The organism is Hahella sp. HN01, from assembly GCF_018986435.1.
Lineage (GTDB): Bacteria > Pseudomonadota > Gammaproteobacteria > Pseudomonadales > Oleiphilaceae > Hahella.
In genome coordinates this window covers 48,935-74,678 of record NZ_JAHMIN010000003.1, presented here as the reverse complement: position 1 = coordinate 74,678, position 25,744 = coordinate 48,935, and the positions used below count along the sequence as shown (strand labels likewise).

Genomic DNA, 25,744 nt, shown 5'->3' with positions numbered 1-25,744 from the left:
CTTTTTTCTTTTTAGCGTCCCCTCACTGTCTTATCCCACAGCATCGAGCCTTAAACATCATAAGTATTGGGGCGCAGTCACACCTCACCACATCCAAACGTAAAGTTGACTGTTTTCATGAGGCATTATTTTATTCTTGGTCTACACTTTCTCTCGTAGTGACACAGACCTGTTGTGTCAACAGCTTAGAATCAAATCTTGGGAGGTCTCTTGACCTCCTTTTTTTGTTTTCGTTCTTTAGATATAAGTCTTTATTATTTTTAGCACTATCAACAATTTGTTAGCCTACAGGCGTCTAATTTCTCTGCTACAAGGCGCTAGGTGATGATACCCGAATATGATGTAAAGGAACTCGCCAAGGAGATGGAAGAGTGGAGCCCCAAGGAAGTGATGCGTAAGGCGTTGGAGCTTTACGACAATATCGCAATTTCGTTCAGTGGCGCAGAAGATGTGGTTCTGATAGAAATCGCCAGCAAACTAAAGAAGAACATCCAGGTGTTCACACTGGATACAGGTCGCTTGCATCCCGAGACTTATCGATTCATCGAAAAAGTACGCGATCACTATAATCTGCAAATTGAAACCCTATCCCCTAATGCAGAGGACGTGGAGCGTCTGGTCAAAGAGAAGGGACTTTTCAGCTTCTATAAAGATGGCCATTCTGAATGCTGCGGCGTTCGCAAAGTGGCGCCGCTAAGGCGTAAGCTCGCTAACGTCGACGCCTGGATCACCGGACAAAGAAAAGACCAAAGTCCCAGCACACGTAATAAAGTGGCGTTAGTGGAAGAAGACGCCGCGTTTGGCGCGCCGAATCATCCTTTGGTCAAGTTCAATCCTCTGGCGAATTGGACGTCGCAGGACGTATGGAACTACATCAGGATGTTCGATGTTCCATACAATGAACTGCATACAAAAGGATTCATCAGTATCGGCTGCGAACCTTGCACGCGCCCCGTGCTACCCAATCAGCATGAGCGTGAAGGACGCTGGTGGTGGGAGGAATCCACCATCAAGGAATGCGGGCTACATGCAGGCAACCTCAAAAGCTGAGCCCCACGCGCCTGCCCCGCAGCAACCTCTAGTACGTGGGCAGGCTGATACTCTCGAAAAGTTCTTCGATTTCCGCCTTGGTGGCCTTTTGAGACGCCTGATCCACCAGTTCTCTGGTGAGATGGGGTGCGAAGCGCTGGATAAATTCGTACATGTAACCGCGAATGAACGTCCCACGCCGAAAGCCGATTTTCGTCGTGCTGGGACGAAACAGCTTGCTGGCGTCCAGGGCCACCAAATCAGAGTCCGCCACCGGGTCATACGCCATGCGAGCGATGATGCCAACACCCAATCCCAGTCGCACATATGTCTTGATAACGTCGGCATCCGCCGCGGTGAACACCACTTTTGGCGTCAGCCCTTTTTCACTGAAGGCTTCATCTAATTTAGAGCGCCCAGTGAAGCCGAACACGTATGTAACAATGGGGAACGCCGCCACATCTTCTATTTCAAGCTTCTTCTTCTCGGCCAGAGGATGGTTTTTCGGCACCACTACACAGCGGTTCCAGCGGTAGCAGGGAATCATGATCAGATCCGAAAAGTGCTCCAGCGCCTCCGTGGCGATGGCGAAGTCCACGGTGCCGTCCGCCGCCATTTCCGCGATCTGCATTGGCGTGCCCTGATGCATATGCAACGAGACTTCCGGATATTCCTGAATGAAGCTGCGAATGATGGAAGGCAGCGCGTACCGCGCCTGCGTGTGAGTCGTAGCGATGCTGAGGTCGCCTTTACGCTGATTGCTGAATTCCTGCGCAATCTGTTTGATGCCGTCGACCTTACGCAGAATCTCACCGGCGACTTTGATGATGGTCTCTCCCGCTGGCGTCACCCTGGTCAGGTGCTTGCCGCTGCGAGAGAAAATCTCCACGCCCAGTTCATCCTCCAGCAGACGGATTTGTTTACTGATGCCGGGTTGTGAGGTGTAAAGACTCTGAGCAGTGGCGGACACGTTGAGATCATGATGGGCGACTTCCCATATGTATCTCAGCTGTTGCAGTTTCATTGAATTGTCTCCTTGCAGCCCGGCGTTATTATAATTGGAGATAAAAATATAAATAAATATTCTTTTTAAGAATAGATAAATCTAGCTAGATTGGCCAAATAATTCTTGGCTTATTACGCATTTGTTAGTTTAGACCATCTCTATGGAAATTCTTTTATATATTGTCGCCGGGGCCGGCGTTGGTTTTTTGGTCGGTTTGACAGGCGTTGGCGGCGGTTCTTTGATGACGCCGCTACTGATTCTTTTCGGCTTTCCCGCGCATACGGCGATCGGCACCGATCTGCTCTACGCCGCTATCACCAAGTCCGGCGGCGTCGTCACTCACGCCCGCAGCGGCACGGTAAACTGGAAGCTGGCGGCCACCCTCGGCGCTGGCAGTATTCCCGCGTCGATCATCACCACCCAAGTTCTCGCGCACTACTTCCCTCACCCGGAAGCGTATAAACACCTGTTGACCACCAGCCTGGGCTTGATGCTGATCGTCACCGCCGCCGTGCTTCTATTTAAAGACCGGTTGCTGCGCGCCAGCTCCGGAGCGACAGTCATGAGCGACGAGCGACGCGCCGGGGTCACCGTATTTATGGGCGTCATCCTGGGCGTGTTTGTGACATTGTCCTCCGTCGGCGCAGGCGCTATCGGCACCGCCCTGCTCATGTTGCTTTATCCCGCTTTATCTTCGTCCCGCGTCGTCGGCACGGATCTCGCTCACGCCGTTCCCCTGACCTTCATTGCGGGTCTCGGACACATGCAGTTAGGGAACATAGACTACTATCTGCTCGGCAGCCTGTTGATCGGCTCTCTGCCAGCGATCCATTTCGGAACCGCCTTGGCTAAACGGATGCCTTCGGCCGTGCTGCGCCCCGCCTTGGCGAGCATGCTGTTGATCATCGGCGTCAAATACGCATTTTTCTGATAATTGACGCAGACGGCTAATGTCTCTATTCATCCAGCCCCCCGGTAAAGAGCCCGCTCTAACGGGGTATGACGTGCATATTTCATTGATTTAATTGAGTTCAGTTGACAAGTTTTCAGTTTCCATAAAGACTGAAACCCGCTTTTGGCCATACTGACTGCACTCTGCGCATGATCGTTCTCGAAACCAAACTTTTCCCGCTTCGCCTCGACGACAGCCTGTTAACGCGGCAGCGTCTGCTTGCCCGCATCGGCGAACCCGGCAGCGCCCGCTTTATTGGCCTCGTTGCGCCCGCCGGCTTTGGAAAATCCACGCTGGCGCGGCAATGGACGCAGTCTCATCATGCGCTTACCAGTTGGATCTCGCTCGATCCTGCCGATAATTCCGCCACTACATTCTGGAGCTATGTCGTAGAAGGGTTGCGTCGTAACGGCTTGGACGACATCGGAGAGCTGCGCGCGCACTTGCAGGAAGCGGCGCACACCAACGTCAGAGTGCTGGTGACTGCGCTAATCAACCAGCTACACCAGTATCAGGATCGCCACTTTGTGCTGGTTCTGGACGACCTGCATCATATCGCCAACAAGGACATCTTCGACGGCTTAACCTATCTGGTGGACTTCGCGCCCGCCAACTTCACCTTGCTCGTCACGTCCCGTAACGAGCCGTCGTTTCCGCTCGCTCGCTGGAAGGTAAAACGCTACGCCAAATTGCTCTATTCCGCAGACTTGGTGTTCGACTCGCAGGAAGTCGCAGACTTATTCGCCCTCGCATTGGACGTCAAAGTCAGCCCGGAAGCTGCGGCTCGCGTCGTCGGCTCCACCGGCGGCTGGGCGGCGGCGTTGCAGTTATTGTCGCAAGCGGATTTGAAACGGGCGGACGGCGCCTTATCGAACGACAAATTTGAGCAGGCGCTAGCCCAGGCCAAAAAAGAAATCGACGACTACGTCGCCCAGGAAGTACTGGACGATCTACCGTCCCATCTGCGTCAATTCATTCTGGAAATGGCGGGAGCTCCCCGCTTTGACGCACCGCTATGCGATCAGGTCAGAAGCGCTCAGGACAGCCATCAGATATTGCAGGAGCTGGAAGCGCGCAACCTGTTTCTGATTCCTCTGGATGACGCTGGCCAATGGTTTCGTTTCCATGAGCTGTTCCGTGATGGCGCATTGCACTACTTGAGACAACGCCAGCCGGAAGTTCATCTACAACACTGCCGCAATGTCGTGCGAGCCTGCCTGGAGCGCAGACTTTATTTGGAATCCGTGCAATTGATCATGCACATTCAGGCCTGGGATCTGCTGCAATCCACCCTGGAGAGCATCGGCAACCAACTGGTCCGGCAGGGATACCACCTCTACATCATTGAATGGCTTAACGACGCCCCGCAAGAGCTACTTGACCAGTCACTGCGTCTGCAACTGCTGAAAATATGGTGTCTGCTTTACGACAACCAGTTCGCCGCCATTCCCGACCTGGTGGAAGCGGTGAAGAAGCACCCGTTGCTGCCCGAGCAGGATGATACGGTGCGCCATGAGTTGCGCCTGCTGGAAGCCTACGCCGCGCGGAGCCGCAAGGACATCCAGACCGCCAGCGCGCTGACGCAGTCCGTCTTACAGGATCTGCAGCAGATCAACGCCCCAATCAAGTCCCTGGCCTACTTCGGTCTGGGCAACGACTACTACGGCCTGGGGCGACTGGATGACGCCATTGCGGCATTAAAGGAAGCCGTCACGCTGGGCAAACTGGAGCAACGCTTCTCCACCGTGCTTTCCAGCCTGGGCCTGCTGTTATGGATCATGCAAATCAAGGGGGAGTTTCTGCATGCGATCAATTTGTTCCGACAAACGGAACTCTGGGTGCAGAGTTATCATAAGGACGGCCCTGAACCCAATATTGTCTCATGCTGGCTGAACAGCTCGCTGGTGCTGATCCATTGCGCCTTGGGCAATCAGGAACACGCCGAGCGCTTTCTCAAACCAATGCTGTCATTCGTGGATAACGCGGAGCCGCAACAGAAGCTCATCACCTATTACACCTGGGCGGAATTCAACCGCCATTGCGGCGATTACCCGCAAGCGCTGCGTCATTATGAGCAGGCTCGCGAACAGTTGGAGTATAACCAGCGCGAACTGGCTGCGTTCGCCCCGCCCGTTCTGGCCGGCAAGTTGCACTGCCTGCTGGATAAAGGCGACATGGCCAGTGCTGAATCCCTGTGCGCCCTTATTTTAGGCAAAAGCCTCACAGAGACTTCTCCTTTTGAGGCCATGGAAAACCTGTCTGCACAGGCGCGTTACTTTCTACGCAAACAGCAATGGCGCAATTTGCAGGAAACCGCTGAACTTATACTGGCTCTCGCCGAAAACCACGGCTCTTCCCGTTATCAGGCGCAGGCCAAATTGCTGCACGCCGCCGCTATGGGAGGACAAAATCAGTCAGAGGCCGCGCAGCGGCTGATAAGTGAGGCATTGGCGCTGGGTGAAAGCAACGATTTCGTCGCCATGTTCCTGGCGGACGACGCCTACCTGAGGCCGTTATACGCCAACCTGGATATCGCCGAAACAAGCCCGGCTTACCTGGAAAAGCTGCAAGTCACCTCATCTTCCCAGAATGCTGCACCGACAAGGGAAGAAGAGCCGCAGACCCAGACAGAAGGTTTACTGGAAGAATTAAGCAAGCGGGAAATGGAAGTGCTAACGCTGATTTACGAAGGGCTCCCCAATAAAAAGATCGCGGACCGATTATTCCTGGCGCCCGCTACCGTAAAGGCGCACATTCGCAATATCTACGGCAAAATCGGCGCGGCGAGCCGCACGGAAGCATTGGCCCGGGCCCGTCATCTAGGCCTGTTGTGATCCATTACCTCCTTTTTACGCCCTATGGACGATGCGGCTACGCCCCCTCATTTTTTACGCTAGCCCTATGAATCGAATTCGACAAAGCCTTTCATTTCGAATTCTCTTGCAGGGCTTGTCCCTGCTTTTTTTGTCTCCTTAAGAGCGCAGGAAGTTTCATCTCCTGTTTTGCGCTAGCGGCGATGTCTGGCTATGCAGCTTCGAACTCGCCGCCCCTTTTTCCGGCCGCTTCGGCATTTTCAAACAACGTCCATACTCTTGCGCAGTGCAATATGCCGTTGTTTCCTGCTTATATAACGATGACGTGGCTCTTTATAAGTTATAAGCCTAGGATTCACTGGCGGTGGGCTGACGAATATCCGCCGAGACCACTTTGTAAGGCGGCAACGCGTTGAGAATGATACGGCCGTAGGAGCGCGTCCACAGACGACGATCCATAATCGAAATCTTACCGCTGTCCCTCTCGCTGCGCAGCAAGCGTCCACATGCCTGTAGCAAACGCGTGATCGCGTCAGGCAGCACCACCTGATTGAACGGATTGCCGCCCTTGGATTTCAGCCACTCCGCGTAGGTCGCCTCCACCGGGTCATCCGGCACGGCGAAAGGCAGCTTCGCGATAATGACGTGCTTGAGATAATCTCCAGGCAAATCCAGACCCTCTGCGAAACTGGCCAGACCAAACAATACGCTCCCTTTGTTTTCATCCACGCGCGAACGGTGATTATCGATCAGCTGGCCTTTATTGCCTGAGTCCTGAGTGATGATCAGACTCCCCAGTTTGGTGTCCGTCAGGGCGCGGGCGGCGAACTGCATGTGCTTCCTCGCGCTGAACAGCACCAGTGTGGCTTGCTTTTCATCGATGATGCGCAGCAGCGCCTGGCTCAGCATTTCCAGATAGCTTTCGGAGTCTTGCGGGTCGCGACCAAGATCGCACAACTCCAGAGTACAATTGTTGTTGAAGTCGAACGGGCTGTGATGAATCGCAAAAATACTCCCGTCGGGAAGGCCCACCTGTCCCGCCAGGCGATCAAAGCGCCCCGCCACACTCAGCGTCGCGGAAGTCAGCACACAGCCAAACGCTCGCGACCACAGCCGCTTGCGCAGCAGATGCGCCGCATTGGTGGGGCTGACATGCACGACCACATCGCTATCCGTTTCTTTAGCCCAGGTCGTCAGCCAGCGGGCGGTTGGCGTGTGGCCTGCCTGGACTTCCTCGCCCATGATTCGCCATACGTCTTCCAGATTCTCCACTTGCGACTGATACACCGACAGCGCCATCACCGCCTGATCATAGGCCTGTCGCTGCGCGCCGCCCTGCTGTTCTTTTTCCGCAAGATCCCGCAAGCGCTTGAGCACCGCCTCCAGTTCCTTATTCATCTCGGCGACCTTATCCGCCATCGCCGCTGACAGCTTGCGCAGCTCCTCGGGAATCACGCCCATGGGATAACGGTATTGAAAGGTGGCGCGCTCGTCGTTTTCTTCCCACTCTATGGTCTCATTCAGAAACCGGCCGACGGCGTCGAGATGGTGATGCGTTTCCTGGGACAACGCCGCCATTGGGCTGACCCGGTTGGTGATCTGCTCGTCGTAGGCGAATACGCTTTGCCCTTCCACCAGGGCGCGGCTCAGTCCACGCAACATTTTCTGCGAGGATTTCAAACCGGCGCTGAAGGCGAAGTGATTCAACGCCTTATCCGCCATGTGGTGGGCTTCGTCAAAGATGTAAATGGTTTCTTCCGGCGGCGGCAGAACAAAACCGCCGCCTAACGCCAGATCCGCGAACACCAGATCGTGGTTCGCGACGATAATTTCCGCCTTTTCGGACTCCATCTTCGCCTTGTAATAGGCGCACTGAGTAAAGAATGAGCAACGCTTATTCAGGCACTGGCGATGGTCCGTGGTCACCGTTGACCAGATCGTCTCTTCGATGGGCTCCGGGGCGCTGTCCCAGTCTCCGCTCCACCCTTTGTCCACCATCCAGTTCATGAACCGTTGGTAGGCCTCCGCATCTACATCCTGCCCGCCGCTCTCCTGCGGCCCATCCAGCAACAGGATGCCCTGCTCTTGACCAGCCAGATAGGAATCAAGCTTATGCAGACAGATATAGCGCCCGCGCCCTTTCGCCAGCGCGACTTTGAATTCAAGATCCGTGTGCTCCGCCAGCAACGGTAATTCACGCTGCACGACTTGCTGCTGCAGCGTCACGGTGGCGGTGGAAATGACGATTTTTTTGCGCAACGCGGCCGCGAACGGAATGGACGCCATTAAATAGGCCAGGGTTTTCCCTGTACCGGTCCCCGCCTCCACAACACAAGTGGTGGCGTCGTTGCTACGGCGAAACTCGCCGTCCAGTTCGATGGAGGACAGATAACGCGCTATCTCAGCGATCATATGCCGCTGCCCGGAGCGAGGCTTGATGTTACGGGCGGCGATATACTTTCGATAGGCGGACTGAATCTGCTCCTTTATACCTTCACTTACCATGCTCGCCTAACTTTCGGGAGCCCAGTTACGGATGACGGGAATCCAGAATAACTGGCCGCCTTTATCCAACACTACGCCGTTCTCGGTAATCTGATACACCTTCAGGCCGGAAAAACGCTGCCCTTCCCGAAGATAGTTATTGTTGATCATGATTCTACGGTCATCCGGACTGGCGCTGTAGATATGACTATTGAACTCCATCGCTGGAATCTGCTGCTGGAAAGCGACGCTCAGCTCAGAAATATTTGGATACTGTTCTTCCACGTTCTGAGCCGCTTCCGCCGTTCCGGAGCCGGGGATGATCATCGCCCTGCGTGAAGCGCCACTGGAGGGTGCGATAAGCATACCCCCATCCGCATTGACCGACTCTTCCTCCTCACCGCCGAGGTCCACATAGATATCTGTGTTCGAAGCGGTATCCAGTGGCACCTTATCAACCATAAAGTCCGAGTTATTCGCGCTCATCGGTTGTACGGGAACCGTCTGGCTCGGAGCGTTCGCGGCAGTTGGCTGCGCTGACTGGGGTTGCGCCGGCGTCGCAGGAGCGGTCGCCGCCGAGGCTGTAGATGAAGCAGGAGCGGCGTCAGCGGAAACTGTTTCCACTGGCGTCTCTTTTTCGAAAGGGCGATTCATAAAAAAGAAAATCGCCAGGGCGATGGCGTTGAGGCTCAGCAATAAAATGAGAATCAGCGCCCAGGGCGCGCGCTTCTCTTTACGGGGCATCATGAATGCGCCGCCTTGCACCACGTCAGGCAGCTTTTCCTGATATCTTTCTGATTCGGAACGTCTCAGGGCTTCAAGTATATAGGACATGTCGTTTTCCTATGAGCGCTTGATCGGAATAAGCAGAGGCGCTGTGCTGTCAGTCCAGCTATTTAACATGATCAGGGTGATGGCGCCGGGAATGCCGTCCGGCAATATCCCGACCTCCTGCTGAAACCAACGCACCCGGTCTTTCAATGAGGTGTCAGGCAACGGCTCCAGTGAAGGCATTTCGCCTTGCGACAGCCAAACCTCATTCACCCGTTTGATCTTACCGTCAATCCACTCATTTTCATCCTGCACTTCCCCTGGCTGAATCACCATGGACGCATAAGGAGGCACTTTCCACAAAATACTGTAATCGCCCTGCCAATGCCCATCCAGTTCCGCCAAAGGAATAGTATGACGTTCCCCATCCAGTTCAATCACCGCCGACTGATCCGCCGATACGGAGATTAGCGCAGCGCTGAAGGTTTCGCCGGTATTATTCATCAATTTCAACACGGCTGGACGATTCAGCTGCAGAAGGCTGCGCCAGTTGCCCTGTCGATGCAGACAGCGCAGCCCGCGAGTCTCTACGAATTCACACACCAAACCGCGAGCGCCGGCGTTGTCGGCCAGTCCCCAGATATGCATCACGGACTGATAGGCCTTACGCGTATTGTCGCCCTTGGGCCGATAGGAACCCAGCACCTTGGAAGCTGAGGCCGCCACTGGCGATACCCAGGCGGCGGGCTGTGCGGCGGCGGTTGCAGTCGCACCGCCGACGGAAGCTTCTGAAGCCGCGCCTTTCTCATCGGAGGGTAAGGCGGCGTCTTTAAGCGCGCCCTCATCCCGCTGAATCTGGCCTCCGCCTTTGCTCGCATCCGATAAGGCGGACGCCTGCGCAACCGCGCCAATGGCCTTTTCCGGCTGGCGGCGATCCTGATTGAGAGACAAGCCCAGCACCAGGGTCAAACCACCCGCTAACGCCCCAGCGGCGAAGCCTTTGACGATCCAGTTGTCCAACCATTTCACGGTGGTGCGTTTGGCGTTAAGGCCAATTTCTTTGCCCGCCATCTTGACCAGCGCAGGGGTCACCACCTGGCTGTTTTCCGAATAAGCGCCTAACAGCGCCCGGTCGCAGATCAGGTTGATAATACGAGGTATGCCGCGACTGAGCTTATAAACCTTATTAATCGCCGCATTACTGAACAGTTCTTTGCGACAGCCTGCAACGGACAGGCGATAACCGATATAGGCGCGCACATCCACGGGAGAAAGCGCATCCAAGTGATAACGGGCCGTTATGCGTTGCACTAACTGACGCAACTCCGGCCGCTGCAGCAGCTCTTTCAATTCCGGCTGCCCCAGCAAAATAATCTGCAACAGTTTCTTTTTTTCTGTTTCCAGGTTGGTGAGCAGTCGCAATTGCTCCAGCACATCCGAAGACAGATTCTGCGCTTCGTCAATCACCAGCGCGGTATGTTTGCCGGCGGCGTGCGCTTTCAACAAATGCTTGTGAATAACGTCGATAAGGATCTTGATGGAGCATTGGGCGGGATAGGCGATGTGCAGCTCATCACAAATCGTGGCCAGCAGCTCTCTGGCGGTAAGTTTCGGATACAGGATGAAAGCGATGTCTGTGTTTTTCGGCACCCGCTGCAAAAAGCAGCGACAGGTGGTGGTCTTACCGGTGCCGACTTCACCGGTCAGCAGCACGAAGCCCCCTTCCCTTTCAATGCCGTACAACAAATGCGCCAAAGCTTCTCTGTGGCGTTCGCTCATGTAGAGATAACGGGGATCAGGCGCGATGGAAAATGGGCTTTCTTTTAAACCGAAAAACGCTTCGTACATGGAATCCAAAATTGCGCCTGTTGGCGCGGGCATAGTTACTGTCAACGCGCTAGTGTAACGCGCCGGACGACGGAGTTAAATTATAGAAACGGCAAATTTCAGGGATTCGTCCATGAAACACATAAATTCTCCGTCAGCGTCGCGGCTGCGCTCCATTATGTCTATTTGGTAACGTTCACCACCCGCAATTCCGCCTTGCGTCCCTGCAGCCGGTTTTTCAATCGTTTGATTCCTTTTTCCAATGTCAGACTGATCTTGGAGTGCGTCCGAATCATGGATATTTTTGGCCAGGTGGCGCGCTCGCCTTCCAGCGCCAGCCGCTCGACGACATCCGGCGAGGGATTGGAGAGCATCCGTCGGAAATGCCAGAAGCTATAACGAGGCGCAATGGTGACATCGCCATAATAGCGTTGCGCCAAAACCGTATAGGCTTGCCCGCACAGCTGCCGCAGCAGTTCCGGCTCTGCCTGTTTCCGCAAATAATCGAACGCGCCCATCCCGTGAAACTGCATTTCCGCCTTGATCACCCGCAACGGCAGCGACGCCAGACTGATTTTCTGGTCGCGTTTCTTCGCATTCATAAATGGAACGATATGCGGATTGGTCTGGCTCACAATGGAAAAGTTAATGTCATACAGATGCTTGAGTCGCTCTATAGGCAGATCGCTCACCACTGAGCCGTCCACCCAGCGGAGTTTCGGCATGTAGGGAACAATGCCGCCGTTCTCATCCTTGCGCATCAAACGCACGGGCGGGAACACCGCGGGAACCGCCGACGACGCCAGCGCAGCGCTCCATACCAGGAGATAAGGCGAGGTATAGCCGCTAAGCAGGCGCTCCTTCTGGTGATGATGCACTGGCGAGACAGAGATATTAATGCTGCGGCCAGTGCGCTGATAGGCCTCTAAAAAGGAATACTCGCCAATATTCGAACGCAGACATTTCTCCAACTGGCGGATATCCATAAACCCACGCCCGCGCAGCCCGTTGAACATCCCCATCCAGCGCCAGGCTTTCAGATTGTGGCGATGGGGCTCCAGCATTTCCGGAATTTCCGCATCAGTATGAGTCCCCAACATGGCCGCAATGACGGACCCGACACTGGAGCCAGCGATCACCTGAGGCAGCAGGCCGCGCTCCCACAGCGCCTTAATCACGCCAAGATGAAACAAGCCCAATGTCGCGCCCCCGCTCAGCAATAACGAAGGCCGGCCGAAGCTGATCGACGTATCTTTGAAAAACTCCAGTTTCTGCCTTGGCGGCAGCTCGGGAATATCATTGTCACAGACGTAATTGAGCGCATCGCAGACTTGATTGACGTACTCCTCAATCAAATGCTTGGTGCCGATATAACTGTGCTGATACAGCAACGCATTCCCCATATTGCCGAGGTCATGGTGCAACCCTTCGCGCAAACTGCGGATCAGCTTGGAATGATCACGCCCCTGCATCGCGTTGCGAAGCTCCATCAGGCGGTCATAAATCAGCTCGTAATTGTATAAATCGCTGGCGAATGACTCCTTCCACTCCACATGCCCTTCCAGATAGTCCAGCTCCAGCGCGGCGTCACGCCAGGTGGCGTAATCTCTCGCCTCGGCCATCGCCTTACGGTACTTGTGAAGCTTCGTGTTCAAATATCTCGACATCATTCCCACCCAGCTATCAAATCCTTAGATTAAATATAGCTTATCGGACAGGGAGGGCCGCAAGTAGCTATACGAGTGAAGGACGGGAAGAGACGTGGCGAGAAAAAGGATGAGAATGAGAAGGCGGCGGCGAGAGACTGGCTCCCGCCTGACAGGATCAATAGTCTTCGTCGAAGTCGTCGGAGGTAAAGGGATCTTCGATCTTACCATCGTTGATCAGGAACTCACGCTGCTGCAGATAAGCGTTTCTGACGAAGGTATAACGATCGCCCTGGATCAAATTCTCCGCCGGAATAATATCGGCGCGTTTGTCGACAATACGGGTCGCGCTGGCGATGTATCTTTCCGGCTCAGAGAACAGATACCCTACCGGGTCCGCATAACTATCAGGAATGCGGCCAATGGTGTCGGTAATCGTGCCTGGCCCCAGGAACGGCAGCATCAGATAGTTGCCCTGGGGTACGCCCCAATAACAAAGCGTCTGACCGAAATCCTCTTTGTCCACGGAAATATCAAAGGCTGTCGCCACATCGAACAGACCGCCAACTCCCCAAGTACTGTTAAACATGATGCGGCTGGCCGTCGCGGCGGCCTCGTGATGCTTCAACTGCAGAATATTGTTGGCCAGCGTGACGACATCGCCAAGGTTGCCAAAAAAGTTCGTAATTGAGCGATCGACGACTTCCGGGGTCACGGCCCGATAGCCTTTGGCGACGGGGCGCAGAAAGTAGTCGTCGAGAAATTCGTTAAAGGCGAAAACCTTTCTATTGTAAGATTCCCACGGGTCCTGTGGGTGAGAAGCCATCGCCCCTGCGGGTGCGGCCATTGACAATAACAAAACGGCGGACAAACGCCTTGTATGCTGCGGTTTACTCGTATCCATAAATCCCACTTAAGCGCCTTGGGGGGCTCTCTGTATTCTTCAGTCTGGCTTAACTTCGGCGGTATTCAAGACTCTCAAAGCTTCCGTCTTCTTGCGGCGACCTCTCAATGTCGTCGCTACGCGGAATGCTGAACTGGCCGCGGGCGCTTATTTTTATTGGATATGGCGGCAGGTTGGCTCAAAGGCCCGCTTAATATGCGGGCTAACTCACATTTTTGCAACGGCCGAGCAGTCTACCTGACAAAGTGTCCACTTCAAAGTAGGTATTCCTCTGTAGCCCTGGCTTTATGGTTCGCGACCCCAGCTTGCGTCCTTCAACTCAATTCCCGTCCGAGAGTCTGTCTCAATATGACACTTATGAATAGTTACAGTTCAATGAAACGGGTTGCGCTGGCTATCCAGAAAAAGAAGGAGTCAGGCTCAGAAATGAAAAAGCCGCGACGCATTCGCCACGGCCAGAGAAAAGAAAGTTCAGGATTTCAGACTAAATCAAACCTTGCGGACAATAATGCTGCCTGCTGAATAGCCCGCGCCAAAAGAGCAAATCACGCCCAGTGCGCCGCCACTCAGGTCCTGCTTGTTCAGGTGAAATGCGATGATGGAGCCGGCTGAGCTGGTGTTGGCGTAGGTGTCCAAAATGGTTGGAGCCTCTTCCGCTGTCGCCTCTCGTCCCAGCACTCTCTTTGAAATCAGCTGATTCATGCTCAAGTTCGCCTGATGCAGCCACATGCGATTGAGCCTGGAGGCGTCGATATCGTTGCCGCCCAAGTGCTCCACAATCATCTCGGAGACCATTGGCACCACTTCTTTAAACACCTTGCGCCCATTCTGGACGAAGAGTTTGTCTGGCTTGCCAATCCCGGACTCATCACAACGGTTCAAGAAGCCGAAGTTATTGCGGATATTGTTGGAGAACAGTGTCTTAAGCTTGGTTCCGATAACTGCAAACTGGTGCTGGCTGGTCGCTGTCTCCGCCTTCTCCAGAAGGATCGCCGTGCATGCGTCGCCAAAGATAAAGTGGCTGTCGCGATCCCTGAAATTCAAGTGGCTGGAGCAAATTTCCGGATTCACCACCAATACCGCGCGAGCGGAACCGGATTCAATCGCGTTGACCGCAGCCTGAATGCCAAACGTAGCGGAAGAACAGGCGACGTTCATGTCGTAGGCGAAACCGTCAATGCCCAAGGCGCTCTGCACTTCCACCGCCACTGCGGGATAAGCGCGTTGCAGGTTTGAACAGGCGACAATGACCGCATCAATGTCCGCCGGGGTCTTGCCCGCTTCAGTCATGGCTTTTTTCGCCGCATCGACCGCCATTTCACACTGCACGCTTGGCTCTTCGTTGCTGCGCTCTGGGATATAGGGATGCATACGGTCTACGTCCAGTACGCCCTCTTTGTCCAGAACGTAGCGACTTTTGATGCCGGATGCTTTGAGGATAAAATCAGCCGAGGATTCTTGTAGCGCGGCGACTTCCCCTGACTCGATTTTCTCTTTGTTCTCTTCGTTAAAACGTTGCACATAGGCGTTAAACGAAGCCACCAGCTCTTCATTGGATATGCTGTAAGCCGGGGTAAACAGGCCCGTGCCGCTAATGACTACAGAACTCACGATTCAGCCTCTACTTATTTAATTAGTTATTGCACTCGCGTATTGACGAGAAATCTTAGCACATAACAGCGCCGGGGCTGGATGAATTTGCCCCGGCGCGCCCAGAAGAATGTGACCATTATGTTAAGAAGCAGAATTAAATTCGGACTTTTTCCCATTGCTTCTGAAGCTTCTTCTCAGACACGCTCATGAGGGTGCCTAGCTTCTGCGCAAAATAGGAAACCCGATACTCCTCCAACATCCAGCGGAAATTGGCGAGCTCTTCATCCACATAACCTTCCCGTTGGTGCTTCTCTTTTCTCGCGTTGTATTGTGACCATAGCGTCTCGAACATCAGTTGAAACTGGCGCTCCTGAGTGATCTGCCGTGGCATCTTGTCCAACCGCTCCTCGATCGCGGCAAGGTAGCGCGGATATTGCCGCAACCATTCCAGCGGCGCTTCCGTGAGAAACCCGGGGTACACCAAGTGCTGCAGCTGCCGCTTCACATCTCCCAAAAACATCGCCAGCGCCAAAACCGTGTTTTTGCTCAGTGCTTTGGTTATGCGGTGATAGGCCTGCAAAATTTCATGCAGCAACAACGCAAGCTCTTCCGCTTTGGGAATTAAATCCGCCTTATACTGCTGCACCCGTCGAGTGAACTCATCTGCGTTGGCGATGGCAGGTTTGTCTTTAAGAAAGACCTCGATACAGGCCGTCAAGGCAAGCTCGTCCACCAGACCATCCAGCTTTCCGGTTGGCGCATAGTACAATCCAATCTCTTTCAGCTTGGGCAGATTCTTCTTCAGATACTTCACCGTATCCGCCAGCCTCAGCATGATCAGCCGCGCCATGCCGAGACGGTGCTGCGCCTGCGCGAACCCCGCGTCGAACGCCGACTTTAACGCTACGGACGTTCCCTGATCCTGCAAATAGGGATACAGGAACAGACTGGCGCCCGCCTGGCTGACGGCGACTTTCTCCTGCATGGCGCCGAAGCTCCATTCAGTCAGCCCTGCCTGCTCTTTGAACAAGGTTCCGGATTCCTGCGCCAACTTTTCCAGGCGTCCTTCAAGCCTTTTAACCAACTCATGATAATCTCGTCCCTGGTCAATCACGCCGCCCTGGCTGTCCACTACCTGGATATTCATGCGCAGATGAGGCGGCAGCAGGGATTCATCCCATTGCTCAGGAGCGACCTGCATGCCGGTCATTTTGCGCAACTGCTCACCCAACGCCAGAGACATGGGATGGTTATCCGGAACCATGGCGTCACTGGCCGCCTTAGCGAAATCAGGGACAGGCACAAAGTTTTTCCGAATCGCCTTCGGCAGCGAGCGAATCAACGCCTCGCACTTCTCTTTACGCATTCCCGGGGCCAACCAGTCCAGAAGACCCACTGGCGCCTGCGCCATGGCTGCGGCGGGCATGCGCACCGTCACGCCATCTTCTTTCGCGCCCGGCTCAAACTTGTAGCTCAGCTGAAATTGCTGCCCATTCCACAATAATGCGTCGGGAAACTGCTCTTCCAGCTTCACCTCCGGCAGCACTCGCAACAGCGCTTCCGGCGATAACAGCAACGCCTTTTTGTCACCCTCCGACAAGCGCTTGTACCAATACTCCAACCCTTTGACGGTGGTGATGTCCGCGGGCAGTTGCTCATCGTAGAACTGGAACAACACTTCGTCATCAACCAACAGGTCGCGACGACGGGCTTTGGCTTCTATCTGCTCCACTTCTTCCCGGCATTCCGCATTGTGCAGAATAAACGGCAGGCGGCTGTTGATCTCGCCTTCAATAAGCCCTTCCCGGATCAACGCCTCGCGACTGAACTGCGGATCAATGCGGCCGTAGCTCACTTGGCGACGCGGCACCACAATCAGGCCATACAAAGAGACCTGCTGAAACGCCAGCGCCTCACCTCGCTTTTTCGACCAGTGCGGCTCCAGATAACTGCTCTTCAGCAGTTGCGGCGCAACCTTTTCTATCCAGCCGGGCTCCATGCGAGCGACGGTGCGGGCGAACAGGCGACTGGTTTCCACCACTTCCGCCGACATAATCCAGTTCGGCGCCTTTTTCCGTACTTTCGACCCCGGAAAGATCACAAACTTGCGCTGACGAGGACCGGCGTACTCGCCCTTTTCGTCTTTCTGACCAATTTGGGTAATCAGCCCCGCCAATAGAGCCTGATGCAGTTCGTCATAAGCAGCGGGCTCCGTGTTTTCTTTGTAGCTTTGCTCATGGCAGAGCAACAACAGCTGGCGATGAGTGTCACGCCACTCGCGCATTCTCAGGAAAGACAGGAAGTTTTTCTTGCAGAAGTTGCGCAGTTGATTCGCGCTCAACTCCTGGCGCTGCGTCTCATAACCGTTCCACAGGTTCAGCAGGCTGACGAAGTCGGATTGCTCATCCGCCCATTGCGCATGCTTTTCATCCGCCGCCTGCTGGAATTCCATGGGACGCTCCCTTGGATCTTGCACCGCCAGGGCGGAAACAATAATCAGCATCTCTTTCAGGCAATGCCCTTCCGCAGCGGCCACCAGCATTCGCGCCAGACGAGGATCAATGGGGAAACGCGCCAGGGTCCGCCCTATCGCCGTCATCTGCCGTTGCGCGTTTACCGCGCCCAGCTCTTCCAGCAGCTTGTAGCCGTCATTGATATAACGCTTGTCCGGCTTCTGCATGAAAGGGAACTTCTGGATATCGCCCAGACGCAACGAAAGCATCTGCAGGATGACCGACGCCAGGTTGGTGCGCAGAATTTCCGGATCGGTGAAGGGGGCGCGACCGACGAAGTCCTCTTCCGAGTACAGCCGGAAACACACGCCCTCCGCCACACGACCGCAGCGACCTTTACGCTGCTCGGCGCTGGCCTGCGAAATCGCCTCTATCGGCAGTCGTTGCACTTTGGAGCGGTATGAATAGCGGCTGATACGCACCTGCCCCGGATCGATCACATAACGAATGCCCGGCACCGTAAGGGAGGTTTCCGCCACGTTGGTGGAGACGACAATGCGACGCCCGCCATGGGACTGGAAAATACGGTTCTGCTCCTGATTACTGAGTCGCGCGTACAGGGGAAGGATTTCCGTATTACGAAATTCTTCTTTACGCAATCTCTGCGCAGTCTCGCGAATCTCCCGCTCTCCAACCATGAATATCAGGATATCTCCGGGTGGTTTGCGCTGCTCACGCTCCATCTGCTCGATTTCCCGAATCACATGCACAACGCCATCCTGCAGACCGATATCCACCTCGTCGTCCATAGTGATCAAGGGACGGTAATGCAGCTCTACCGGATAAGTGCGGCCAGACACTTCCACCACAGGCGCTCCATTGAAGTGTTCGGAGAAGCGTTCCAGGTCAATCGTGGCGGAGGTGATGATGATTTTGAGGTCGGGCCGCTTGGGCAGGAGGTTTTTCAGATAACCGATCAGGAAGTCGATATTTAACGAGCGCTCATGGGCTTCATCGATAATGATCGTGTCGTAACGATTGAGGAAACGGTCATTCTGGGTTTCCGCCAGCAGTATGCCGTCGGTCATCAACTTCACCAACGTGCTGTCGTCGGTATGATCAGTAAAACGAACCTGATACCCCACCTGCTTACCAACTTCGCAGCTCAGCTCCTCGGCAATGCGGTTAGCGACGGAGCGCGCCGCCAGACGACGAGGCTGCGTGTGGCCGATCAAACCGTCCACGCCACGCCCCAGATCCAGACAGATTTTCGGCAACTGCGTGGTTTTACCGGAGCCGGTCTCACCGGCGATGATAACCACCTGATTTTCAGAAATGGCTTTTTTGATCTCTTCCAGCTTATCGACAACTGGCAGATTATCCGGATACCGCACTTGCGGCATCGCTTGCAGGCGCGTCGCCCGAATTTCCATAGAACGCAATGTCGCGCGCCAGAACTTTTCAACGTCCTTTTCCGCAACAGAACCCTTTGCGATTTCCCGCCATTGCCTCTGCAATCTAAAACGATCTTTGATTAACACCAGGGACGGGTCAAAACGAGACTCACTCGACATGTAATATACTTTTTAACCAATACTAATTCAGGATGCGGATGTTAGCGGGAAATGGGTTAATAGTTAAGCGGTAAATGGGATAGCGTAACCACGCAACAGCTTGAAATTCAGGCAGTCATACTCGTAATTTGCACTCAGAAAACTAACCACTGGCGCGACTATCCACGACATCAAGTTTCATTATTTTATTAATGACACCGGTTGTTCTCTTCACTCTTCATGAAGAATTTAAAACGTGCGGCGCAAAGCCCAATACAATATTAAGATTCAGCCGCCTTATTGGCGGACAGCAATAGGGTCACCCAGGAAAAAAACGCAATGCTGGCCACATCCGCCATGACATCGGTGATGTCCAGCGTGCGGGACGGAAAGAATGCCTGCGTCAACTCTTCCCCTATTGCGAATGTAAGCACGCAAAGCGCGCCGACATAGAGAGGAATCGGGCCCAGTTTCAGGTGTTTGGTTTTGAAGGCGAAGTTAGCGGCCAGGGTAAGAACTCCGAATAAGCAAAAGTGCCCCAGTTTATCGCCATAGGGAATGGATTGGACGAAGTCGAAGAAAATGCTCGCTCCACCAGTATCCGCCAGATAGATAATCCATAGAATAAACGCCAGAAACCCAAGGGCGAATAGACTGACCGCTTTCTGCATAATCAATTAACAACGCTCTACAACTGAAAGAACCCGCCTTTAATAACACAAAAAGCGGGCTCTCGCCCGCTTTTCAGCTTTCTTGAACTCGCTGCGCAGAGTTACGCCGCTTTGTCTTTCTGCTTTTTGATTTCCTCATCGCGCAGCTCCCGGCGCAGAATCTTACCGACATTGGTTTTCGGCAATTCATCGCGGAACTCGATGGTCTTGGGCACCTTGTAAGCGGTCAGGCGCTCGCGACAGAACTCTTTCAGCGCGCTTTCAGTCAGATTGGGATTGCTCTTCACAACGAACACTTTCACCACTTCGCCGCTTTTCAGGTCAGGCACGCCAATCGCCGCGCACTCAACCACATCCGGATGACTGGTGACTACATCTTCAATTTCGTTGGGATAGACGTTGAAACCAGACACCAGAATCATATCTTTCTTACGATCCACAATGCGCAGGTAGCCGTCGTTCTGCACCATGGCGATATCGCCGGTTTTCAGCCAGCCGTCTTCAGTCATGGTTTTGGCGGTCTCATCCGGACGCTGCCAGTAACCTTTCATGACCTGAGGGCCTTTAACGCACAGCTCGCCGACTTCCCCAACGGTAAGGTCTTTACCTTCGTCATCCATGATCTTCACCATGGTATTGGGAATCGGCAGACCGATAGTGCCGATTTGAATGGCGTTCATGGGGTTGATGGAAACCACCGGCGAGGTTTCTGTCATGCCGTAGCCTTCCGTCACATCACAACCCGTGACTTTCTTCCACATTTTCGCCGTATCGCTGGTCAGCGCCATGCCCCCTGCGGCAGTCACTTTCAGGGAAGTAAAATCCAGCTCCTGGAATTTTTCATTGTTGCAAAGCGCCACGAACAGCGTATTGATGCCCAGGAACGCTGTGAATTTCCATTTGCCCAGCTCTTTGATAAAGCCGTCGAAATCCCGCGGGTTGGGAATCAAAATACTGTGGTTGCCGGTATCCAGCATGACGCCGCAATTCATAGTGAATGAATAAATGTGATACAGCGGCAGCGGAGCAATGACGGTCTCGATGGCTTCACCCAGACGCACCGTCAATAACGGCTTCAATTGCGCCACATTGGAAACCAGGTTGCGGTGGGTCAACATCGCGCCTTTGGCGACGCCGGTCGTGCCGCCGGTGTACTGCAACACCGCGATATCTTCGGGGTTAACGTCCACAGGCTTGAAGGTGTAGCGCGCGCCCATGGACATGACTTTAGTAAACGGGACCGCGTTGGGAATATTATAGGGCGGCACCATTTTCTTGACGTACTTGATCGCCGCGTTCATCACCATGCGCTTAATAGGCGGGTGCATGTCTGGAATCTGCGCCACAATGACGTGCTCCACGCCGGTATGCGGAAGCACTTCCTGCGCCTGCGAAGCCATATTGGCCAGAACCACCAGCGCCTTGGCGCCGGAGTCGTTAAACTGATGCTCCATTTCCCGCGGGGTATAAAGCGGGTTAGTGTTAACCACGATCAGTCCCGCCCGCATGGCGCCGAAAACAGCGATCGGATATTGCAGCAGGTTAGGCATCTGGATAGCGATACGGTCGCCGGGCTTCAGGTTGGTTTCATTCTGCAGGTAGGCGGCGAATGCGCGCGTGTGCTTCTCCATTTCGCCATATGTCATGGTGGCGCCGACGGCGGTAAACGCAGGTTTGTCCGCGTATCGTTTACATGCCTGTTCGAACATGTCGACAACCGATTTGTATTTCCCCAATTCAACTTCGGATGGAACTCCGGGGGGATATTTATCCTTGAAAAAATTATCCATACCGCTATCTCCTGGCCAACGCTGTTAATAGGCAATCTGATTTATATTTGTAATTGTCTTCGGCAAACGGGACTGACTGAGAGATGACCGCGTCGCCCGAGGCGACGGCTTCAAGGATGACGGAGCAATGCCGCAGCTAACTCGACGCTTATGCGCCCGGCGCTCGAACCTGCGCCGTAACCCTTAAAATGAGTGAATTCCACTGCACAGAGCAACGTCGACTTCCGCACCCGGCGGTTTCGACGCACTCCACATTAGAAACTCTTACTCGCGATCATATATAAGCCAATCATCGAATCCCTGACGACCACTACCCCATTCTTACTTCTGTCATCGGGCGGCGCTATTTTCAGGAGAGTCACCCGGTCGGGTGATTACCCCATTAAGCCGGAACGGTATAGTGGGCTCGTTTTTTATAGTGCGCGATAGAATAGCAGCTTTATTTTGGCTTATGTAGACAAAAGTCTTACTTAATTATCGGAGTTTCCCTGGTTTCCCTGGGACAATACAGAGCGGAAATACCGCGACAATAATCGTTGACGCTGATGCTGACGGTAGCTAAATTGTTGCGAATCAGCGGATAAAACACTAATAAAATCCAATAACTAGCAAACATCATGCGCAACCTGGAAGATTTCCTGACCAGCACGGACGGCCATAAAATCGGGTACTACAGATGGATACCGGACTCCCCCGTCATACGCGGCGTTATTCAGATTTCCCACGGCATGGCGGAGCACGCCGGACGCTACCGAAATCTGGCTGAGCACTTCTGCGCCCAGGGCTACGCGGTCGTCGCGCATGATCACCGCGGTCATGGCCGCTCTATCGCCAACGGCCAGACCGGTCATTACGCTGATCGCGACGGCTGGGACAAAGTCGCCGCAGACCTGCTGTTTATGGCCAACCAGATAAAAAGCTGGCATCCAGACGTTCCGCATTTTCTCTTCGCCCACAGCATGGGGTCTTTTATCAGTCTGCAATGCCTGATCGTGCATCGTCCGCCCTTTCACGGCGTTATTCTTTCCGGCAGTAATTACGGCGCGCCATTGAAATATCTTGCGGCGGCGGCCATCGCCAGGGCGGAAAAGCTACGCTTGGGCGCGCGCAGCGCCAGTCGCCTGCTGGATCAGCTTTCATTCGGCTCATTCAATCATCGCTTCGCTCCTAATCGTACGGAATTCGACTGGCTTTCCCGCGACCCCGCCGAAGTGGACAACTACATCAAGGACCCATGGTGCGGCTTCATCTGCACAACCGCCACCTGGATCGCGATGCTGGATGGTCTGCGGCGCATTTTCACGTCCGCCAGCTTCTCCCGCATCAACCCCAATCTGCCTATCTATCTGATCGCGGGAGATAAAGATCCGGTTGGAGAGTTCGGCAAGGGGGTAAAAAGACTGGAGCGCCACTTACGCGAGGCAGGCGTACGCGACCTTAGCTGCACGCTCTACCCCGACGGACGCCATGAAATGCTCAACGAGATCAATCGCCAGCAAGTGCTGAACGACCTGTCCTCATGGGTGACCGCGCACACTCCGTAACAGACGCGTTAGAGAAATATGGATTACACTAATATATAAAGGAAAGTTAATCCCTGCGTCGCCACTCTCCGGCGTGCGTTGTCAGCAACCCAATCAAGTTATCAGTTCACTATGGACGCGCTAGAAAACATTACCTACGACGAACTTCATGTGGGCGACTCCGCCACTTACACCCGTACACTGACAGAGCAGGAAATCGTTCTGTTCGCCGCCGTTTCCGGTGATATCAATCCGGTGCATCTGGACGCCGAGTACGCGCAGTCCACCGTATTCAAGGAGAGAATCGGCCACGGCATGTGGTCCGGCGCATTGATTTCAGCGGCTTTGGCCACCGTTATTCCGGGTCCCGGCACCATTTACCTGGAACAGCACCTGAGCTTCAAGCGTCCGGTAAAGTTAAATGATGTCCTGACGGTCACCCTCACAGTAACGGAAAAGCTGTCGAAGAAACGGGTCGTGCTGGATTGCGCCATTCACAATCAAAATGGCGTATTGGTGGTGGAAGGTCAGGCGAAGGTCATCGCCCCAGATGAGAAAATTTCACTGGAAAGGCCCACACTACCGGCTATATCCATCAGCGGCGAACAGTGATTCGTTAATTAAGAGCGACCGGCTTCATCAAGTCCGCCGCTCAATTTTCTCCATAAAAAAAAGCGCCCACTCAGGGGCGCTTTTTTGTTTGCTCAGGCTTACAGCAAATCAATGGGATATCTGATCGCCTGTTTGCTTGCGTTGGATTTGGCGCCGAAGTTCAGCAGCCTCAAGTAAGAGCAGATTTTCTTTTCGAAGTCCTGATTATTCAGGTTACTCTCCACAATCTTGCACTGCGACACACTGCCATTTGCTTCCACTGTCAGCTCAGGCACCAAGGTTCCTTTAAGCGTTGGATCTTTGCGAAGCGCACGCTTATGCAAGGTAGACAGCTGCCCTTTGGCCGCATCAAAGACCTTCCTGATCTCCTCAGCGGAACGCGTTGTGCTACGCTGATTGCCAGAACCGGAGCCAGACGTTTTCTTGCTGGTGGAACCACCGCCGCCCGGCTGGGCTTTTTCCTGCACTTCCGTCACCTTACGCGAAGCCAGCGCCACCTGTTGGGTAGACTTATCCAGCTTGTTGGCGTCCACGCCCCCACTCCCTGAAGTGGAAACATTGTTCACCAACTTATCCGACGCCTTCTTGCTGATCGGAGTCGCCGTATACAGCGGCTGGTCTGACGCATCCGCCGTGTCCGCCAGCGCTCTCATATCAGAGAGCTGATCGCTCAGCGCCAACAAACCAGAGCTTTGCGCTTTCTCGCGCGCCTGATCTACCGTCTGCTGCTTGGGTTGCTCCGCCTTCGGCGTCACCTTTCTCTCAGGTTTCGGCTCAGGCTTGGGCTGCGGTTTGGGTTCTGGCTTTGGTTCGGGTTTCGGCTTGGGCTCTTCTTTCTTCTCTTCCTTTTTCTCCGGCTTCGGTTCCGGCTTTTTGATTTCCGGTTTTGGCAGTTCCCGTTTTTCAATCACTACCCGCGCCAGCTGGGGAGGCAACGCCTCCAACTCTTCACGGGACTTCTCGGGCAAATCAACCAACGGGATAATCACGCCCGCCACCAGCATAACCAACATGGCGAACGCGAGAATCAGAAAGAAACGATCTCGCTCCCTAGCGTCAACGTTCCACGGCAAAGGAGAGCCGGCGCGTGCTTTCACCATGCTAGGCCTCCTTCTCGGTAGTGCGTCTTACCGCCAGTGAGATACTGCTGTAGCCCGCTTCCACACAAGTGGACATGATTTTCTTCAGCAACTTATAAGGCAGCTCTTTATCCGCCATGATGGTGATTGGTCTGCCTTCAGGCGGCGCCGGCGTGTTGACGCGGGACACCTGATAGTCCAATTCCAGCTTGAGTCCGTTAATCAACAACGGGGCCTGATTAACCGCGGCGACAACCTTACTGACCACTCTGCCGCCGACAATAATGTCGTCATCCGTCACCGTGACGGTCAACTGATCAGTGGGCGGCTGGTCGGCAATGGACACGGGCAACTCTACAGCGCTGTTTTGCTGCAGCACCTGGACATCGGATGAATTCACCATCAGGAAGAACACCAGAATAGTGAATATATCCATCAGCGACACCAGATTCAGCGACGCTGTTTTATGCATTCTTCGGTAATGGCGTTGATAACGCTTGGCGCGGCCTGACTGCTTCATTGCGCGCCTCCTGCCGGAATGATCTCAGGCGCATCGGCAATGGAGATATCCGGGAACAACTCCGCGTTAACAACGCTGCCCGCCACAACGGTTTTGTAGGAACGCACCTTATCCATCACACTAACCAGTGTTTGATAGGACGTGCTTTCCTGAGGCAACAACGTGATATCTTTCTTATCTGGAGGGACCCGGGCTTTAATGTCCTGCATAGCCAATGCGAGCGTCTTATAATCGTGCTCGCCACCCGCCTGTTTCGGGATCTGCATGATGACCCCGCCCTTGTTATCCGCAATCACCAACTGCTCTTCCAGGATCATGACCTGCAATTGCAGCTGGTCTTTATTGTCCTGGGCGGAGTTGGCGGCGGACTCAGGGAAGTTCAGGTTCAGAACGCTGGTTTGAGAGAACACCAGATTGATCAGCAGCACCGGCACCAGGACGATCATGAGATTCATGAACGCCGTGATGTCCAGGTCAGCGACAGCCTCCGGACGACGGTGTTTACGACGCATCGGTCT

18 protein-coding genes are annotated in these 25,744 nt (G+C 54.2%); 5 read left to right on the top strand and 13 right to left on the bottom strand.

What is annotated here, in order from left to right:
- The first annotated feature begins 324 nt into the window (after positions 1–324).
- A complete protein-coding gene (locus KP814_RS04125; RefSeq protein ID WP_216735561.1) occupies positions 325–1,050 on the top strand; it encodes a phosphoadenylyl-sulfate reductase in 726 nt (241 codons plus the stop codon).
- A 28-nt stretch (positions 1,051–1,078) separates the two neighbouring features.
- On the opposite strand, the gene cysB is transcribed toward KP814_RS04125, so the two are convergent.
- Entirely contained in the window at positions 1,079–2,053 is a 975-nt protein-coding gene (cysB, locus tag KP814_RS04120) for an HTH-type transcriptional regulator CysB (protein WP_216735560.1), read from the bottom strand.
- Positions 2,054–2,195: 142 nt separating this feature from the next.
- Between cysB and KP814_RS04115 the strand changes: the two genes are divergently transcribed.
- Positions 2,196–2,966, top strand: coding sequence for a sulfite exporter TauE/SafE family protein (locus KP814_RS04115; protein WP_216735559.1), 771 nt, complete (start codon positions 2,196–2,198; stop codon positions 2,964–2,966).
- Positions 2,967–3,136: 170 nt separating this feature from the next.
- Positions 3,137–5,821, top strand: coding sequence for a LuxR C-terminal-related transcriptional regulator (locus KP814_RS04110; protein WP_216735558.1), 2,685 nt, complete (start codon positions 3,137–3,139; stop codon positions 5,819–5,821).
- A gap of 327 nt (positions 5,822–6,148) precedes the next feature.
- Here KP814_RS04110 and dinG read toward each other — a convergent pair whose 3' ends face one another.
- The 9 genes from dinG to KP814_RS04065 form a co-directional block, all read right to left on the bottom strand.
- A complete protein-coding gene (gene dinG / locus KP814_RS04105) occupies positions 6,149–8,305 on the bottom strand; it encodes an ATP-dependent DNA helicase DinG (RefSeq protein WP_216735557.1) in 2,157 nt (718 codons plus the stop codon).
- A 6-nt stretch (positions 8,306–8,311) separates the two neighbouring features.
- Positions 8,312–9,118, bottom strand: coding sequence for a general secretion pathway protein GspB (locus tag KP814_RS04100; RefSeq protein ID WP_216735556.1), 807 nt, complete (start codon positions 9,116–9,118; stop codon positions 8,312–8,314).
- A 9-nt stretch (positions 9,119–9,127) separates the two neighbouring features.
- A complete protein-coding gene (locus KP814_RS33225) occupies positions 9,128–10,903 on the bottom strand; it encodes an ExeA family protein (RefSeq protein ID WP_216735709.1) in 1,776 nt (591 codons plus the stop codon).
- A gap of 161 nt (positions 10,904–11,064) precedes the next feature.
- Complete coding sequence (locus KP814_RS04090) at positions 11,065–12,537, bottom strand: DUF3336 domain-containing protein (RefSeq protein WP_253938152.1); 1,473 nt, start codon at positions 12,535–12,537, stop codon at positions 11,065–11,067.
- A 169-nt stretch (positions 12,538–12,706) separates the two neighbouring features.
- Positions 12,707–13,432, bottom strand: coding sequence for a VacJ family lipoprotein (locus tag KP814_RS04085; RefSeq protein ID WP_216735554.1), 726 nt, complete (start codon positions 13,430–13,432; stop codon positions 12,707–12,709).
- A 489-nt stretch (positions 13,433–13,921) separates the two neighbouring features.
- On the bottom strand, positions 13,922–15,043 hold the full coding sequence (locus KP814_RS04080) for a beta-ketoacyl-ACP synthase III (protein ID WP_216735553.1): 1,122 nt from the start codon (positions 15,041–15,043) through the stop codon (positions 13,922–13,924).
- 136 nt (positions 15,044–15,179) lie between these two features.
- Positions 15,180–19,052, bottom strand: coding sequence for an ATP-dependent RNA helicase HrpA (hrpA, locus tag KP814_RS04075; RefSeq protein ID WP_216735552.1), 3,873 nt, complete (start codon positions 19,050–19,052; stop codon positions 15,180–15,182).
- A gap of 260 nt (positions 19,053–19,312) precedes the next feature.
- On the bottom strand, positions 19,313–19,702 hold the full coding sequence (locus KP814_RS04070) for a VanZ family protein (protein WP_216735551.1): 390 nt from the start codon (positions 19,700–19,702) through the stop codon (positions 19,313–19,315).
- A gap of 101 nt (positions 19,703–19,803) precedes the next feature.
- A complete protein-coding gene (locus KP814_RS04065) occupies positions 19,804–21,492 on the bottom strand; it encodes a long-chain fatty acid--CoA ligase (protein WP_127971610.1) in 1,689 nt (562 codons plus the stop codon).
- A 617-nt stretch (positions 21,493–22,109) separates the two neighbouring features.
- Here KP814_RS04065 and KP814_RS04060 point away from each other — a divergent pair.
- Both KP814_RS04060 and KP814_RS04055 read left to right on the top strand, forming a co-directional pair.
- Positions 22,110–23,036: an alpha/beta hydrolase gene (locus KP814_RS04060; protein ID WP_216735550.1), complete on the top strand. Its 927-nt coding sequence runs from the start codon at positions 22,110–22,112 to the stop codon at positions 23,034–23,036.
- A 111-nt stretch (positions 23,037–23,147) separates the two neighbouring features.
- Complete coding sequence (locus tag KP814_RS04055) at positions 23,148–23,627, top strand: MaoC/PaaZ C-terminal domain-containing protein (protein ID WP_216735549.1); 480 nt, start codon at positions 23,148–23,150, stop codon at positions 23,625–23,627.
- Positions 23,628–23,725: 98 nt separating this feature from the next.
- Here KP814_RS04055 and KP814_RS04050 read toward each other — a convergent pair whose 3' ends face one another.
- From KP814_RS04050 to KP814_RS04040, 3 genes are read right to left on the bottom strand one after another with little or no spacing between them, the layout of a single operon-like run.
- Positions 23,726–24,727 carry an AgmX/PglI C-terminal domain-containing protein gene (locus KP814_RS04050; RefSeq protein WP_216735548.1) on the bottom strand — a complete coding sequence of 334 codons (1,002 nt, stop codon included), beginning with the start codon at positions 24,725–24,727 and terminating at the stop codon, positions 23,726–23,728.
- Position 24,728: 1 nt separating this feature from the next.
- A complete protein-coding gene (locus tag KP814_RS04045) occupies positions 24,729–25,226 on the bottom strand; it encodes a biopolymer transporter ExbD (RefSeq protein WP_216735547.1) in 498 nt (165 codons plus the stop codon).
- Positions 25,223–25,738, bottom strand: coding sequence for a biopolymer transporter ExbD (locus KP814_RS04040; protein ID WP_216735546.1), 516 nt, complete (start codon positions 25,736–25,738; stop codon positions 25,223–25,225). Before KP814_RS04040 ends, KP814_RS04045 begins: the two co-directional genes overlap by 4 nt.
- Positions 25,739–25,744 lie beyond the last annotated feature (6 nt).

What these genes read in the sequence shown, in the direction of transcription:
- KP814_RS04115 (WP_216735559.1), top strand. Translation starts at nt 2,196, where the DNA reads ATGGAAATTCTTTTATATATTGTCGCCGGGGCCGGCGTTGGTTTTTTG.
- KP814_RS04055 (WP_216735549.1), top strand. Translation starts at nt 23,148, where the DNA reads ATGGACGCGCTAGAAAACATTACCTACGACGAACTTCATGTGGGCGAC.
- KP814_RS04070 (WP_216735551.1), bottom strand. Translation starts at nt 19,702, where the DNA reads ATGCAGAAAGCGGTCAGTCTATTCGCCCTTGGGTTTCTGGCGTTTATT.
- hrpA (WP_216735552.1), bottom strand. Translation starts at nt 19,052, where the DNA reads ATGTCGAGTGAGTCTCGTTTTGACCCGTCCCTGGTGTTAATCAAAGAT.
- KP814_RS04110 (WP_216735558.1), top strand. Translation starts at nt 3,137, where the DNA reads ATGATCGTTCTCGAAACCAAACTTTTCCCGCTTCGCCTCGACGACAGC.
- KP814_RS04040 (WP_216735546.1), bottom strand. Translation starts at nt 25,738, where the DNA reads ATGCGTCGTAAACACCGTCGTCCGGAGGCTGTCGCTGACCTGGACATC.
- KP814_RS04125 (WP_216735561.1), top strand. Translation starts at nt 325, where the DNA reads ATGATACCCGAATATGATGTAAAGGAACTCGCCAAGGAGATGGAAGAG.
- dinG (WP_216735557.1), bottom strand. Translation starts at nt 8,305, where the DNA reads ATGGTAAGTGAAGGTATAAAGGAGCAGATTCAGTCCGCCTATCGAAAG.
- KP814_RS04060 (WP_216735550.1), top strand. Translation starts at nt 22,110, where the DNA reads ATGCGCAACCTGGAAGATTTCCTGACCAGCACGGACGGCCATAAAATC.
- KP814_RS04100 (WP_216735556.1), bottom strand. Translation starts at nt 9,118, where the DNA reads ATGTCCTATATACTTGAAGCCCTGAGACGTTCCGAATCAGAAAGATAT.
- KP814_RS04085 (WP_216735554.1), bottom strand. Translation starts at nt 13,432, where the DNA reads ATGGATACGAGTAAACCGCAGCATACAAGGCGTTTGTCCGCCGTTTTG.
- KP814_RS04050 (WP_216735548.1), bottom strand. Translation starts at nt 24,727, where the DNA reads ATGGTGAAAGCACGCGCCGGCTCTCCTTTGCCGTGGAACGTTGACGCT.
- KP814_RS33225 (WP_216735709.1), bottom strand. Translation starts at nt 10,903, where the DNA reads ATGTACGAAGCGTTTTTCGGTTTAAAAGAAAGCCCATTTTCCATCGCG.
- KP814_RS04045 (WP_216735547.1), bottom strand. Translation starts at nt 25,226, where the DNA reads ATGAAGCAGTCAGGCCGCGCCAAGCGTTATCAACGCCATTACCGAAGA.
- cysB (WP_216735560.1), bottom strand. Translation starts at nt 2,053, where the DNA reads ATGAAACTGCAACAGCTGAGATACATATGGGAAGTCGCCCATCATGAT.
- KP814_RS04065 (WP_127971610.1), bottom strand. Translation starts at nt 21,492, where the DNA reads ATGGATAATTTTTTCAAGGATAAATATCCCCCCGGAGTTCCATCCGAA.